General features: G+C 49.1%; 14 protein-coding genes and 1 tRNA gene. 4 read left to right on the forward strand and 11 right to left on the reverse strand.

The genetic code is table 11. The features are described from left to right. Positions 1-62: 62 nt before the first annotated feature. The 7 genes from tsaB to ACQ4MZ_RS27540 all read right to left on the reverse strand — a co-directional run bounded on the left by tsaB (position 63) and on the right by ACQ4MZ_RS27540 (position 4,598). Positions 63-758, reverse strand: coding sequence for a tRNA (adenosine(37)-N6)-threonylcarbamoyltransferase complex dimerization subunit type 1 TsaB (gene tsaB / locus ACQ4MZ_RS27510; RefSeq protein ID WP_430850639.1), 696 nt, complete (start codon positions 756-758; stop codon positions 63-65). A 42-nt stretch (positions 759-800) separates the two neighbouring features. Continuing rightward, on the reverse strand, positions 801-2,453 hold the full coding sequence (locus tag ACQ4MZ_RS27515; RefSeq protein WP_430850641.1) for a S41 family peptidase: 1,653 nt from the start codon (positions 2,451-2,453) through the stop codon (positions 801-803). 6 nt (positions 2,454-2,459) lie between these two features. Beyond that, positions 2,460-2,876, reverse strand: a complete 417-nt coding sequence (locus ACQ4MZ_RS27520) for a ribonuclease P protein component (RefSeq protein ID WP_430850643.1) — start codon at positions 2,874-2,876, stop codon at positions 2,460-2,462. A 96-nt stretch (positions 2,877-2,972) separates the two neighbouring features. Beyond that, positions 2,973-3,131: a 50S ribosomal protein L34 gene (gene rpmH, locus ACQ4MZ_RS27525; RefSeq protein ID WP_015813300.1), complete on the reverse strand. Its 159-nt coding sequence runs from the start codon at positions 3,129-3,131 to the stop codon at positions 2,973-2,975. A gap of 339 nt (positions 3,132-3,470) precedes the next feature. Next, the gene (locus ACQ4MZ_RS27530; protein ID WP_430850646.1) at positions 3,471-3,695 is read right to left on the reverse strand and encodes a hypothetical protein; all 225 of its coding nucleotides are present in this window, start codon (positions 3,693-3,695) and stop codon (positions 3,471-3,473) included. A 449-nt stretch (positions 3,696-4,144) separates the two neighbouring features. Then, the gene (locus ACQ4MZ_RS27535) at positions 4,145-4,330 is read right to left on the reverse strand and encodes a hypothetical protein (RefSeq protein WP_430850648.1); all 186 of its coding nucleotides are present in this window, start codon (positions 4,328-4,330) and stop codon (positions 4,145-4,147) included. Positions 4,331-4,525: 195 nt separating this feature from the next. Further along, a tRNA-Met gene (locus tag ACQ4MZ_RS27540) sits at positions 4,526-4,598 on the reverse strand. 108 nt (positions 4,599-4,706) lie between these two features. Here ACQ4MZ_RS27540 and ACQ4MZ_RS27545 point away from each other — a divergent pair. The 4 genes from ACQ4MZ_RS27545 (at position 4,707) to ACQ4MZ_RS27560 (ending at position 9,775) form a co-directional block, all read left to right on the forward strand. After that, positions 4,707-6,722, forward strand: a complete 2,016-nt coding sequence (locus tag ACQ4MZ_RS27545) for an LTA synthase family protein (protein WP_430850650.1) — start codon at positions 4,707-4,709, stop codon at positions 6,720-6,722. 45 nt (positions 6,723-6,767) lie between these two features. Beyond that, positions 6,768-7,691: a GTPase Era gene (gene era, locus ACQ4MZ_RS27550; RefSeq protein ID WP_430850652.1), complete on the forward strand. Its 924-nt coding sequence runs from the start codon at positions 6,768-6,770 to the stop codon at positions 7,689-7,691. Positions 7,692-7,755: 64 nt separating this feature from the next. Further along, the gene (gene der / locus ACQ4MZ_RS27555) at positions 7,756-9,066 is read left to right on the forward strand and encodes a ribosome biogenesis GTPase Der (protein WP_430850654.1); all 1,311 of its coding nucleotides are present in this window, start codon (positions 7,756-7,758) and stop codon (positions 9,064-9,066) included. A 319-nt stretch (positions 9,067-9,385) separates the two neighbouring features. Then, a complete protein-coding gene (locus ACQ4MZ_RS27560; protein WP_430850656.1) occupies positions 9,386-9,775 on the forward strand; it encodes a hypothetical protein in 390 nt (129 codons plus the stop codon). A 61-nt stretch (positions 9,776-9,836) separates the two neighbouring features. On the opposite strand, the gene ACQ4MZ_RS27565 is transcribed toward ACQ4MZ_RS27560, so the two are convergent. The 4 genes from ACQ4MZ_RS27565 to ACQ4MZ_RS27580 all read right to left on the reverse strand — a co-directional run bounded on the left by ACQ4MZ_RS27565 (position 9,837) and on the right by ACQ4MZ_RS27580 (position 14,654). Further along, positions 9,837-10,673: a fumarylacetoacetate hydrolase family protein gene (locus ACQ4MZ_RS27565; protein ID WP_430850658.1), complete on the reverse strand. Its 837-nt coding sequence runs from the start codon at positions 10,671-10,673 to the stop codon at positions 9,837-9,839. 119 nt (positions 10,674-10,792) lie between these two features. Continuing rightward, positions 10,793-11,257, reverse strand: a complete 465-nt coding sequence (locus ACQ4MZ_RS27570; RefSeq protein WP_430850660.1) for an RES family NAD+ phosphorylase — start codon at positions 11,255-11,257, stop codon at positions 10,793-10,795. Positions 11,258-11,268: 11 nt separating this feature from the next. Beyond that, a complete protein-coding gene (locus tag ACQ4MZ_RS27575) occupies positions 11,269-11,700 on the reverse strand; it encodes an antitoxin Xre/MbcA/ParS toxin-binding domain-containing protein (RefSeq protein ID WP_430850662.1) in 432 nt (143 codons plus the stop codon). Positions 11,701-11,750: 50 nt separating this feature from the next. After that, positions 11,751-14,654 (reverse strand): excinuclease ABC subunit UvrA, encoded by a 2,904-nt coding sequence (locus tag ACQ4MZ_RS27580; protein WP_430850664.1) that lies wholly within the window; start codon positions 14,652-14,654, stop codon positions 11,751-11,753. Between the last annotated feature and the right edge of the window lie 27 nt (positions 14,655-14,681).

A 14,681-nucleotide genomic window follows, 5' to 3' on the forward strand; every position in this document is an offset into this window, starting at 1 on the left:
TTTACAAAAGGCTAACACCAAAATGCGGCCGATTGTTTGGCAAATTTTCTAAAATCCGTTGTTCACTGCACCAATGTGCTGGCCTTGCGAGGCGCGGGCGACATGAAATCTTTCAGGTAATAGGGTTCAAAGGACGCCACATCCTCGAACCGGCCGTTTTGGAATGCAATCGCACCCAACTGTCCGACGGTACGTGCCGACGGCTTAATGTCTTCGGCAGGAAAAATCGCATGAGGGTGTTTTTCCAGGAGTGGCTTGCATTTGGCAGCGCCGTCTCCGAAGAATACGATCTTGTGGTTTGTCAGCAGGTCCTGAAATGAAGTTTCATTCATAATCACTGCCTGAGTTTCCTGGACAAATGCAGTGTTTTCATCCAGAACTGCCGCGTAAACCTCCATTCGGCGTGCGTCGATCATCGGGCAAAACAAATGTCCCGGGTAGAATGGCGCGAGCTGTAATGCCATCGCCTGCAAGGTATTGACGGCGATCAGCGGCTTATCGAGCGCGTAGCACAGGCCTTTTGCCGTGGATACGCCCACGCGCAGGCCCGTGTATGAGCCGGGGCCCTTGGCGACCGCGATCGCGTCGATGTCCTGAAGTTCGAACCCCGCGTGCGTCACGCTGTCGCGCATGAGCGTGGTGAGCATGGCGGACGAGGATTTGTCCGTGAAAAGATCATAGGCTGCCAGCAAGCCGGTGTCGTTGTGGACGGCTACTGAACATCCGCGGATTGAGGTGTCGATACTGAGTAAGCGCATATAAAAACAAAAAGCCCGCCGCGAGCGACGGGCCGGATGGTATTACTTCTTTTTCAAAATCTGGCTGTAACGGGCCGGGTCTTTGAAGAGCGCCAGCGCAGCTTTTACTTCGGGATCTTCATTGAAAGATGCTTCCCGCATGCCTTTTTCCAGATAGTAATGCTTGATGATCTCTTCTTCAAGGATCTTTTTGATCTCCGGCTTGAAGATTTGCAAGTCATTATCCTTGCTGTGTGACAGCTTCGATTTCAATGCTTTCAATTGATCTTCAATAACTTCTAATGATTTTTCCTTTTTGGCAGAAGCTTCCAGGTCTTTCAGATCGCGTTCTACCTGGGTAGTATAATCGTACTCCTTGTCGCCCAGCCATTTGGTGAATGCGGCGTAATCGGCGTCGGTCAGGTGGAATTCCTTCGCGGGTTTAATGGTCGGGTGTTCGAAATGGTATTTCACCGCATAGTCAAAAAACAACCGGTTGCGGCCCAGTGAAACGGCCAATGGCGAGAAGGTTTCTTTTTCCGTAATGATATCAGGCAAGATACCGCCGCCATCGAACACCACACGGCCATTTTTCGTCTTAAATTCCGTCATGAGCGAATCGGGGATCTTGCCTACGCTGCCATCGTCGTTGCGGTGGCTGTAATCGATCGCCTGAATACACCGGCCGCTTGGAATGTAGTATTTGGCGGTGGTGATCTTCATTTTGGTATTGAACGAAAGGTCGCGCGTGGTTTGCACGAGGCCTTTTCCGTACGTCCTCTGGCCGATCAGCACGCCGCGGTCGTAATCCTGAATGACGCCCGAAACGATTTCTGCTGCCGAAGCACTGCGGTTATTGGTCAACACCACAACAGGTATTTCGGTATCCAGCGCCGGGTTGTAAGCCGTGTAGGTTTTGTTCCATTCGCTCACTTTTCCCTTGGTCGAAACTATTTCCTCGCCTTTCGGAATAAATATATTCGAAATCTCGATCGCCATATTCAGTAATCCGCCCGGGTTATCGCGCAGGTCCAGTACGACCGATTTCATGCCCTTGCCTTTCAGCTCCTGGAATGCATTACGCACTTCCCTGGAAGCGGTTGCGGTGAAATCCTTCAAATCAATATAACCTACTTCTTCGTTCAGCATACCGTAATAGGGCACGTTGGTCACCTTCACAATGTCGCGATTGAGCGTGATTTCGAGCGGTTTGGTAATGCCGTAACGTTTTACGGTGAGTTTAACGGCAGTTTGGGTCTGGCCTTTCAGCAGTTTGCCGGTATCGAAATCTTCGCGTGTCGAAAGGTCGATGTCGTTGATTTTCGTGATCTCGTCTCCGAGCTGCAAGCCCGCTTTTTGTGCCGGGGTATCTTCGTACACCATCATCACCGTATGCTTGCCGTCCGCAGAGTTGACCATCGCCCCAATGCCGTTGTATTTGCCGGTGGTCATGGTCATATAATCCTCGATATCGTCCTCGGCATAATATACGGTGTACGGATCGAGGGAACGGAGCATATTGTCGATGCTCGTTTTGATTAACTGATTAGGGTTGATCTCATCGACATAATACGCATTCAATTCCTTGAAAAGCGTGGCATAGATATCCAGATTTCGCGCGATTTCGAAAAGGCGGTCGTCCTGACGGAACGAAACGAATGCCAGCCCGCCTACGACAGGAGCGGCCAGCAAGATGGAACGAAGATACTTTTTCATCTATGTTCAGGAATTGGATTGTTCTTTGAGAAAGGCGGGCGGCAGCTTTTCAAGCTTTTTGAGCGACTGCTTCATAGCCGTTTCAATAACGTCGTACGAGGTTATTTCTTTTGCAAGATACAAAAAAGCAATGTAGGAAGGGCGCGTTTGGGCGGGTAATGCCACGAGCGCAGATTTGTGCAGCCGGTAGGTTTCACGGCAGCGTCGGCGGATCAGATTGCGGTCAACCGCTTTCTTAAAATTCCTTTTGGAAATAGAGAAAAGTACTTGCGGAAGCGGGGAGGGGGCTTCGGGGGCGTAGATATACAGCACCCTGAATGGATAAAGGTAGAACGTTTGAACCTCCGGACTGCCTTTTTTGAAAAGCCTGCCTATGATACGGAGGTTACGTAACCGCTCGTTCTTACCAAATGTCTGTTTCAAGTTCTTGTAGAAAAAAATGTCTGATAAGTTCGTGGTTTTCAAACTTATCAGACCTATGAATGACTATGCGTCCTCTACTGAACCTTCAAGCACTAATTATTGCTTGTGACGTTTTTCGTCAGAAACAGTCAGTTTCCAACGGCCTTTTTTACGACGGCCAGCAACTACTTTGCGTCCGTTTGCCGTGGACATTCTCTCACGGAATCCGTGCTTGTTTCTCCTCTTGCGATTCGATGGTTGAAAGGTACGTTTCATCTCAGTATCAAATTATTGCGATATAAATCTCTGTCTACCCGTAATTTTGGCTTGCAAAGGTAGATAAAAAAATCAATCAAGTCAAAATTTCTGTATTTTTTTCAGAAATAGTCTGTTAGTACGGCTGTTTGCAATGAATTTCCTCCCCCCAAACGGTACGGAAATCAGTATGAGCATAAACCCGGCGCCGGTCATTGTGTCGTTTACACAGAGAATACGACCATGCACATTTATATGCGCGGAATGTTGACCGTGGCAGGAATGCAAGAAGGAAATTGTTAGGAATGAGAAGGGTGAGGCAACAAATGCCGGAATGGGAATCCTGGAAGCGGAACTGGTCTAGGCCGACATCAGATTATAGGCCGAATAGTTTTTGGTAAACGATTCGCGTACGTCTTCGATCTGATGTGTCAGAAGCCAGGTCCTAAAGCGGATGGCGTCCTCTGCCTCGTGGTGAACAATACGTCCTTCCGACAGCAGAAGCGTAAAAGTTTTGTGTGTTTGCAGAAAGCGGCGAATTTGCGCTGCACTATGCTCGAAGCCGGAGAAATAAGGGTTTGTCATAATCATATTCGCATGGCGTCATGAATAAATCATCGGCAAGGTACAAAAATGTAGGTGTTATTTTATAATAATGTAGAATAAATTTATATTCTACCCTTAATTTCTTCAAAAGTAACGGAAAAGCTGTAAAATAATATGTCACCGATGATAAATAATTTTTTCATGTGAGCATTTGTTTCTCCGGCAAAAGGATTGATATTGACAAGGATACGCCCAATTCGGAACGTTAGCTATTGTAGCTGTTCATCAGAACGGCCCTCGTCGAACACCACATGAAATTCGCAGACGTTGTAGTTGTCTACAAAAGGTTTGTTTCCAAAGATTTCAACCTTATCCGGTAAAGTGTCGTCCGCACATAGCTCAAGAGATTATCGAGGAAATTGGTCATTTGCACAAGGCTTTGCTCCAACGCATTGCCCACCTCGTTCAACATTTCGCGCTGGCCCATTTCATTGAGCTTCGGAATTTGCCGTGATGCCTGCGTAAAATCCCGCATCATCGCGTGCGATAGATTTGATACTGTTGTGGGGTAGCCCGGTTTCGGCGGTATAATGCGAAAGCCGGTAATGATCGGATTTGAATGCGATTCCCTGCGCTTTGGCAGTGGGGAGCAGATAGCTTAAAGAAAAGACCATGCGCAGCAGTTGCTGTGCAAGGGGGGGCGCCGTTGAGAAATTTCAGGCTGAAATTGCGGCTCATCAATTTTATATTGTGCAGAGATGCTGCCAAAATCCTATCCGCTCCACAAGTTTCGAGATTGATCCAAGTAGTGCAAATAAAAGTCACAAACACAAAAAAGCCACCTTCTTTCGAAAGTGGCTTTGGCCTAGTAGCGGGAGCTGGACTCGAACCAGCGACCTTTGGGTTATGAGCCCAACGAGCTACCAACTGCTCCATCCCGCGGTGTCGTTGAATTGGAGTGCAAACATACAACAAATGTTTTACAGAAAACAATTATTTTTGTGAAAACTTTTTAAAAAAGTTTGCCTCTAACGTTCTGATATCAATTTTATGAGTTCATATTCAGTCGCTTCCGGTTTCGGATGGCGCATTCATCAGGTGCTGCTGATCAGGCTGCTTGGCATCATGGTCCTGTTTACAGTTTGCCGGATTCTCTTTTATTTTTTCAATCAATCGTTTTTTCCGGACGTTTCCCTGGCTTTGGCGCCGCGTTTATTTCTCGGCGGGCTGCGCTTCGACCTCGTGGCGGTGCTCTACACGAATATCCTCTATGTGTTCCTGACGCTCATTCCCGTCACATTCAAGTACCGACCGACGTTTCAAAAATTTCTGGACTACCTTTTTATTATCACCAACAGCATAGCCCTGCTTGCCAACTGCGCTGATTTCATTTACTACCGCTTTACGATCAAAAGGAGCACGTGGTCGGTTTTGGAGGAATTTTCGCACGAAAACAATATGCACAAGCTGTTCGGCGGCTTTCTGGTGAATTATTGGTACGTGGCGCTGGTATGGGCGTTGCTTGTGGTGGCGGTGGTATACCTCACGCGACGCTGGCGTGTAGGTCTCAAACCCGTACGCCCGGCCTGGCAGATATTTCTCGTTCACAGTGTATTGATGACCGGCGCGGTTTTCCTTTTTATTGGGGGTGTGAAGGGAGGCTTCCGGCACAGCACCCGCCCGATCACGCTGAGCAATGCAGGTGAATACGTCGATAAACCGAAAGAAATGTTCATTGTCCTGAACACGCCATTCTGCATTTTCAAGACCTTGAAACGCTCCGATTACCAGCGGGCGAATTTCTTTAAGTCGGAGCAGGAAATGAATGCGGTTTACTCGCCGATCCATTATCCCGACCCTAATGCGCCGGCATTCCGGCCGAAAAACGTCGTGATACTGATCTGGGAGAGTTTTGGAAAGGAAATGGTGGGGACGTTCAATCGGGATTTGGAAAACGGTACCTATAAAGGTTATACCCCGTTTATAGACTCGCTTATGCAGCACAGCAAGGTGCATTGGTATTCGTTTGCCAATGGTGCGAAGTCGATAGAGGCCATTCCGTCGGTGCTTACGAGCATTCCGGGCATTATGGAGCCATTTATACTGACGCGCTACACCGATAACAAGCTCCCCAGCCTGCCCCAAATGCTGCAAGAGAAGGGTTACCACACCTCGTTCTTCCACGGTGCACCGAATGGCTCAATGGGTTTCAAGGCATTTACCAATTTGATTGGTATTAAAGATTATTATGGTAAAACCGAATACAATAATGACGCCGACTATGACGGAATCTGGGGAATTTGGGACGAGGAGTTCCTGCAATTCTGGTGCAAAAAGCTGGATACTTTTCAACAGCCGTTCATGAGTACGCTGTTCACAGTGTCGTCGCACGACCCGTACAAGGTACCCGCGCGCTACCAGGGCAAGTTTCCAAAAGGCCCGCTGCCGATCTACGAAACAATGGGTTATACCGACCATGCATTACGTAAGTTCTTCGACTCTGCCAAAACCAAACCATGGTTTAAGAATACATTATTTGTGATCACGGCCGATCATTCGGCCACATTTGCTCATTACCCTCAGTACCAGACCTCGGTAGGAAATTTCTCTATCCCGATTCTGTTCTACGCGCCGGGCGACGCCTCGCCCGGCGAAGAAATGCCGGATGAAGGATCTCCAAGTGGCGTGGGTATAAAAAGCGTCGTTTCGCCGGGTACTGACAGCACCTGGCTCGTTCAGCAAATCGACATTATGCCCTCCATTCTGGGTTATTTATATTATGATAAACCCTATTTTGGTTTTGGAAAAAACGTCTTCGGGAACCCTCCGCTCAACTTCGCTGTCAACTATGATGGCGTCTATCAATGGTTCAATGGGCCATATGTTTTGCAATTTGATGGCCGGAAAACCGTAGGTTTGTATAAATATCAGGAAGACAAGCTTTTGAAAAATAACCTTGCAGGACGCATTCCGGAGGTTCAAGGGCCTATGGAATTGCAGGTGAAGGCATTTATCCAGCAATATTCTAACCGGATGCTGGACGACCGGCTGACGGTAACACCCTAGGTGCCCCATTTTTGGGAAGCTGAAAAAAGTGAAGAAGTAATTTTTATGGAAGAAAAAGCCGAAAATAATACCGAGTTGCGTAACCACCGGGCTGGTTTTGTGAGCATCATCGGAAAGCCCAATGTCGGGAAATCGACGCTGATGAACGTGCTCGTGGGTGAAAGAATGTCGATCATCACCTCCAAGGCGCAGACGACACGCCACCGCATTATCGGGATTCTGAATGGAAAGCACGAGGATATTCCATTCCAGCTCGTGTACTCGGATACGCCCGGGGTGATTAAGCCGTCATACAAACTACACGATTCGATGATGACCTTCGTGAAAGGCTCATTGGAAGATGCCGATGTGGTGCTTTTTGTCGTGGAAATAGGCGAGAAAGCCGCCGAGCATGAGGTATTGCCGCTGCTGAAACGCACCGAAGCACCGGTGGTGCTCGTACTGAACAAAATCGACCTCTCGAACGACGAGGAAGTGAAAGCGAAAATGGCCGAATGGGAGAATGAAATCCATCCGGCAGCCATTGTACCGATCTCCGCATTGGAGAAGGCGAATATAGGTACATTGTTCGACGCCGTGGTGACCCGCTTGCCATTCCACCCGCCTTACTTCGACGAGGATGAACTAACCGACAAGCCGGAGCGTTTCTTTGCTTCGGAAATCATCCGCGAAAAGATCTTCTTGAATTACCGCCAGGAAATTCCATACAGCTCCGAAGTAGTAATCACTGAATTTAAGGACAAGGACGACATCATTGTGATCCGCGCAGAAATTCTGGTCGAACGCAAAAGCCAGAAAGGGATCATTATTGGTGAAAAAGGGGAAATGCTGAAAAAAGTCGGTACACAGGCCCGTCAGGACCTCGAAGATTTCTTTGGCAAAAAAGTTTTCCTCGAACAGCACGTAAAAGTAGAACCGGATTGGAGAAGCAAGGAAAATAAGCTTCGCCAGCTGGGTTATCAGGAATAAATTTTAAATAAAACGAATGAAGAGCGGGTGCCAGGCCGGCTCGGATCATACTAATAGTAAGAAAATGGCAAATGTAATATCGATTGTTGGTCGTCCGAACGTGGGCAAATCCACTTTGTTCAACCGCCTCACCGAAAGCCGGAAGGCCATCATGGACAACCAGAGCGGCGTAACCCGCGACAGGCATTATGGTTACGGCGAATGGACCGACCAATATTTCACGGTGATCGACACGGGCGGGTATGTGGTAGGCTCGGAAGATATTTTCGAAGGCGCGATCCGCGACCAGGTGGAACTCGCGATCGAGGAATCGACCGTGGTATTATTTATGGTGGACACGATGACCGGTCTCACCGATCTTGACAAAGACTTCGCAAATGTACTTCGCCGCTTCAATAAGCCGGTTTACCTCGTAGCCAATAAGGCCGAAACAACTGAGCGCTACCAATCGGCGGGTGAATTTTATGAATTAGGTTTGGGAGATGAAATTTTTGCGATTTCAGCCCAAACGGGCTTCGGTACAGGTGAGTTGCTCGACAAAGTAGTGACGCATTTCGAAACCGCAGGCATCGAAAACCCGGAGGAAGGTATTCCGCGCATCGCGATCATGGGACGCCCGAATGTAGGTAAATCGTCGTTCCTGAACGTACTCACCGGCACCGACCGCAGTATCGTGACCAACATCGCGGGCACCACGCGCGACGCGATCCATACGCATTATAATGCATTCGGGATGGAATTTATCCTCACCGACACCGCCGGTATCCGCCGCAAATCGCGCGTGAAAGAAGATATCGAGTTCTACTCGACGCTCCGTTCGATGAAGGCGATGGAAGAGTCCGATGTCTGTATTGTGCTCCTCGACGCCACGCTCGGTTTAGAAGGTCAGGATCTGAACATCATCGGTCAGGCGGACAAGGCGAAAAAAGGCATTGTGATCATGGTCAACAAGTGGGATTTGATCGAAAAGGATTCCAAAACGGCCGATCAATATAAGAAAGCATTACTGGAAAAGCTTGCTCCGATGAACTACATGCCGATTATCTTCGCATCGGTTGTTGAGAAGCAACGCATTCACCAGGTAATGGAGAAAGCGATGGAAGTTTATCAAAATAAAACCAAGAAAATCTCGACTTCGAAACTGAACGAAGTAATGCAGGCGGAGATCGAGAAATATCCGCCACCGGCGCACCGCGGGAAGTATATTAATATCAAATACATGATCCAGCTGCCGACGCCGTCGCCGACGTTCGTGTTTTTCAGCAGCCATCCCAAACACGTGAAAGAGCCATATTTACGCTATCTCGAAAACCGTTTGCGCGAAAACTTCGATTTTTCGGGTGTACCGATCACGATATTCTTTCGCGAGAAGTAGGAAGAAATGTTATCAGCAAAGAAGCGCCGATAGGATTTTCCCTGTCGGCGCTTTCGCAATTTATCCGTAACCAGCTACTGTTCAGCGGGAAATTTCTACGGTTCGTCTTTTTTAGAAAATCTCGAGCAACCTTTTATATTACTTTTACATCTGTTATCCGGCCAGCCATGGTACTTTGAGAGAATCCTGAAAAATTTTCGAAAAAAATGTTAAAAACAAGGTACTATGTATTGCAAGATACCTAATGAAACATATATATTTGTAAGGTCAATTAGTTACACATAATTCCATCCGAATTCTTAACGATTGCATACAAGCCATGAAAACACTCAGAATCTTAATATTACTCACGATAATCAGCCTGCAAGCCAGCGCAACAGGTTATGTGCACAACATGTTCGTAGCGCACAGAAAATTGCAGTCAGGCAAGGAATGTGTAACGGAAAAAGCGATTGTAAGAAAGGCTAAACCTGCTTTGAAGGCAAAAGCACCCGTGCAGATGAAGCACGCCGGGCTGATCAAAAATACCAGCGCGAGTGCGCCAGCTTCTCAAATCATTACACTGAATGCCCGCATCCTGGAAGAAGGACCGGCAGCATTATTTGAGAATGAGCCCGAAGAAAACGAAGGCGAATCAATGGTAAGCAAGCTGGTAGGCGCGGTGAAATGTGTAATCTTCACCTTTATCCCCAGGTTGGCCCATTCGTAAGCGATACTGTTATTTATGAAAGCAAAAAGCTGCGGGAGTCGATCTCGCAGCTTTTTGTTTATCAGCCTACTGTATTGGTCAATGTGCCAATCGGCTCGATGGTAATGTGAACGACGTCGCCGGCTTGCAACGTGAAGTCGGATGATGGCACGATGCCCGTTCCTGTCATAAGATAAGCGCCTGACGGAAACGACATTTCACGGTAGAGGAAATGCAGCAGTTCCTCCGGCTTGCGCTTCATCTGGGATAATGTAACTTCTCCGTTAAAAACTTCCTCGCCCCCGCGCACGATCGAGAGGTCGATCACCGTGTCGGGACCGAGTTTCTCCTTAAACACATAAAGACAAGGCCCCAATGCCGCGCTGCCGGTGTAGGATTTGGCCTGCGGCAGATACAGCGGGTTTTCGCCCTCGATACTTCTGGAACTCATGTCGTTTCCAATGGTATAACCTACCAATGCGCCTTCGGAAGTGGCGAAAAGCGTCAGTTCCGGCTCCGGCACATCCCAGGTCGAATCTTTACGAATGCGAACCGTGCCATGGTGACCTACCACACGCCATGCGGTTGATTTGAAGAACAATTCGGGACGTTCGGCTTCGTATACCCGGTCATAGAAGCTGCCGCCGCCCGCTTTTTCCGACTCTTCCATCCGCGCAGTGCGGCTTTTGAAGTACGTCACACCCGACGCCCACACTTCCTGGGTACCGATCGGCGCCAGCGCCTCTGGCATTGGGAGATCGTCGCTGAATGTCAAAGCGATAAGGCTTTGCGCCTGGCCTTCGAGCCATTCGTACAGGTTATTCCTGTTCACAACCACGTCCCAGTCGGTCTCGTGGAGGCGGTAGAAAACGTCCTCGTTTTCAAGGAGGATGCCATTTTCGGTCTTATATAACTTCATGAAATGCAGATTTTGGTTTTGCCTGAATAAGTCCCCCGCGGGGCGTCTTTACTGATGAATACGAACAGGAAAGTGTTTCAGGCCACTGAAATTTGCGGGAAAGTGAAGCGCAGGAATGGCTAGCTGTGCCACAAGCGCCGGTCAATTGGAATGGGCTCCTGAGCTATGAGCTTGATGTCCGCAAACAACGGGTGCTCGGGATGCAGAATGATGTTGGAAGAAAAAGGCACAATCACCGACGGAATGCCAATTGCAAGCACGTCGGGCTTGATGAGCCAGTCTTTGAGCCAGAATTGCGTCCGGCCATAGGTTTTGTCCTGCCAAAAATCGGGCAGGTCTTTTCGTGCGTAATGCCTGATGTCGTCGGGTATTTCGATGGAGGAAAGCCAGTATTTGGGAAGGTCCTCGTAGCGTACGCCTGGCGCGTGTGCGAGGGTCTCTACCAGGCCGAGCTCGGGAGTAGAAGTGGTATAAAGTACGCCAATGCCTTTGGGGTTCCAGCGCGCACCAAACAGCCTGGCACCTTCGGTTGAAAGCGCCTCATGCCGGTATTTTTCGCGTGTGATCCTGTATACCAATGGCATGGGTGACGCGATCAGGCGGGTGAACCATAATCGAGGCGGCCCAGCACATTATCCACCAGCCCGAAACCCGTAACGGTATCCATCATTTGCAATGGCGACTGCTCATTCAACTCGGCGATGGGCGTCCGCAGCCAATGCCTCACCACATGCTCCCTGCCCTCAAAGGTATCCAGCGCATGAATAAGCACATTCCGGAGGAGCAAAAGGCGCTCTGATGCATCGGTACCAAGCCGTTTTTCCCCTTGAATGCGATGCAAATTACGCGGCGTCATGCCTAACACATAAGCAATCTCATTGTCGGTCAGTCCCACGAGATCAGAAACTTCATCGGCAACGGAGCGCAAAATCCCCTCCCGCGATGTTTTAACCACCGCATACTCGGAAGCGGGTTGCTTGCCGTATGGAACGAATTCTTCTTCGAAAAACCGGATAGGCGTTGACATAAGACTTTTGGTGAAGTATGTCACTAAGTTAAGTGACATACTTCGCAATATCAAATTTTTTCCTTCAAAAACTCCGCGGTGTAATTCCCTTCCAGCTTCACCATTTCTTCAGGTGTGCCGGTGAAAGTGAGTTGCCCGCCATTTTCGCCGCCTTCGGGGCCGAGGTCGATAATCCAGTCGGCGCTTTTGATGACTTCCATGTTGTGCTCGATGATGATCACGCTGTCGCCTTGCTCTACGAGTGCATTAATGGCTTTGAGGAGCTTTTTGATGTCGTGAAAATGCAAACCGGTGGTCGGTTCGTCGAAAATGAAGAGTGTTTTGCCTTTGTTGGATGAGCCTTTGCCAAGGAATGACGCGAGTTTAACACGCTGGGCTTCCCCACCGGACAATGTGTTCGAAGATTGTCCCAATCCCACGTAACCAAGCCCTACTTCCTGCAATGGCAGCAATTTGTCCGCCAGTTTAGGCTCCGATTCCCGGAAAAACTCGATGGCTTCGTCCACAGTCATATCCAGGATTTCTGCCACATCTTTGTCCTGATATTTTACTTCCTGGATTTCCTGCTTGAAACGCTTGCCATTACAACCCTCGCAAGTGAGGTAAATATCGGCCATAAACTGCATTTCGATCTTCACCTGACCTTCGCCCTGGCAAATCTCGCAGCGGCCACCGTCGACGTTGAAAGAGAAATGCGAGGGTTTATAGCCTCTCGCTTTCGAAAGCGGCTGTTCCGACATCATTTGCCGGATATAATCGTAAGCTTTAATATAAGTAACCGGGTTGGAGCGCGACGATTTCCCGATCGGGTTCTGGTCAATCATTTCAACGGCCTCGATACGGTCAATGCTGCCCGTTAGCGCGTCGAAACGACCAACATCCTCGCTAAATTCGCCTTTGAGGCGCATTAATGCAGGATAAAGAATCTTCCGGATCAAGGTTGATTTTCCCGAACCACTTACGCCGGTAACAACGGTAAGGTTATTCAAAGGGATTTTCACATCCAGCTCCTTCAAATTATTCTCCCGCGCCCCTTTGATTTCGAGGAAATGCAAAGACTTCCTGCGTACGGATGGCACCGGAATAGAGTCGTTCCCCAGCAAAAAGTCCAATGTATGCGACTGAACATTCCCTTCAGCAACTTCCTGACTACCAATGACCTCCTGACCATTCTTGACCACATAGCTACCATCGTCATCTTTTAACGCCTCAATATCACGCTGATTCCCTTGAAAAACCACATGGCCGCCGCCCGTCCCCGCTTCCGGCCCAATATCAATGATCTGATCGGCTGCATGCATCACTTCTTCCTCGTGTTCTACCACAATCACGGTGTTGCCCAGGTCGCGGAGCGATTCGAGTACGCCTACGAGGCGTTGCGTATCGCGCGGGTGCAAGCCGATGCTCGGTTCGTCGAGAATGTACATGGACCCAACCAATGCACTGCCCAATGAAGTAGCAAGCTTAATGCGCTGGAATTCACCGCCGGATAATGTGCTGGTCAATCGGTTCAATGTCAGATAACCCAGCCCGACGCGGTTCATATAGTCCAGCCGGGATTCGATTTCGGTCAGAACCCGGCGAGCGATTTGCCGGTCGTGGTCGCTGAGTTCGAGCTGTTTGAAAAAAGCCGAAACATCCTGAATAGGCATCAGTACCAGGTCGGTAATGGATTTGCCACCGATTTTAACGTACGATGCATCTTTCCGCAAACGCGAGCCGCGACAATCAGGGCAGGTTGTGCGGCCGCGGAAGCGCGAGAGCATTACGCGGTACTGGATTTTATGGGTCTGGGATTCGAGTTCTGCAATGAAATCGTTGATTCCCTGAAAATATTGGTTCCCGGTCCAAAGCAGCTCTTTTTGAGCAGGCGTAAGGTCCTTGTAAGGCCTATGGATCGGGAAATCGAATTTCACGCCGTTGCGGACGAGCGGGATCAACCATTCGCCCATTTTTTCGGTACGCCAGGGCGCAATAGCACCGTCGTACACCGAAAGGTTTTTGTCGGGAATGACCAGATCGGGGTCAATGCCTAATATTTTGCCAAAACCCTCGCACCTTTTACAGGCACCGTAAGGGTTGTTGAAGCTGAAAAGATTGACGGAAGGTTCTTCGAATGTGATCCCGTCCAATTCAAACTTATCAGAGAAAACTCTTTTTTCACCCCCTACAATATGTACGGTACATGTGCCTTCTCCTTCGAAAAATGCGGTTTGTACGGAGTCAGAAAGGCGGTATTGTGTGTCTTCGTCGTTGTGGCGAATTGCGGCACGGTCGATGAGGATGGAAACCTGATTACCGGCTTGCGGGAAATGGTCGGGTTTTTCGAGAATATCCTCGATAGAAACCACTTCCTCGTTCAGCACAATGCGGTTATAGCCTTTTGAAAGCAATATGGTGAGCTCTTCGATTTGTGAGCGGCCATCGCGGATGAGCAGCGGCGCGAGGACCATTACACGCGTGCCCTCGTCGTGCGCGAGCATGTAGTTCACTACATCCGTAACGGAGTCTTTTCTTACAATTTCCCCCGAAACCGGCGAATAAGTATGCCCAATACGCGCGAAAAGCAGTTTGAGATAATCATAAATTTCCGTGGAAGTGCCGACGGTCGACCGCGGGTTACGGGTATTCACCTTTTGCTCAATAGCAATAGCTGGCGAAATGCCCTTAATGTATTCCACCTCCGGCTTCTCCATCCTGCCCAGGAACTGCCTCGCATAACTGCTAAGGCTCTCCACGTACATCCGCTGGCCTTCCGCAAAAAGCGTATCAAAGGCGAGGGAAGACTTTCCGGAGCCGGAAAGGCCGGTGATGACGACCAGCTTGTTGCGCGGGATCGCCACATCGACGTTTTTAAGATTGTTTACACGGGCACCTTTGATCAGAATGTATTGTCTCGGATCCAGTTCATCGAACTGGTCGGCCTCGATGCGGGGCACAGCTAGTTGCATCATAGCGGGGTTATCGATGGATTATGATAT

The sequence above is a fragment of the Dyadobacter sp. BHUBP1 genome (assembly GCF_050587785.1).
In the GTDB taxonomy this organism is placed as follows: Bacteria; Bacteroidota; Bacteroidia; order Cytophagales; family Spirosomataceae; genus Dyadobacter.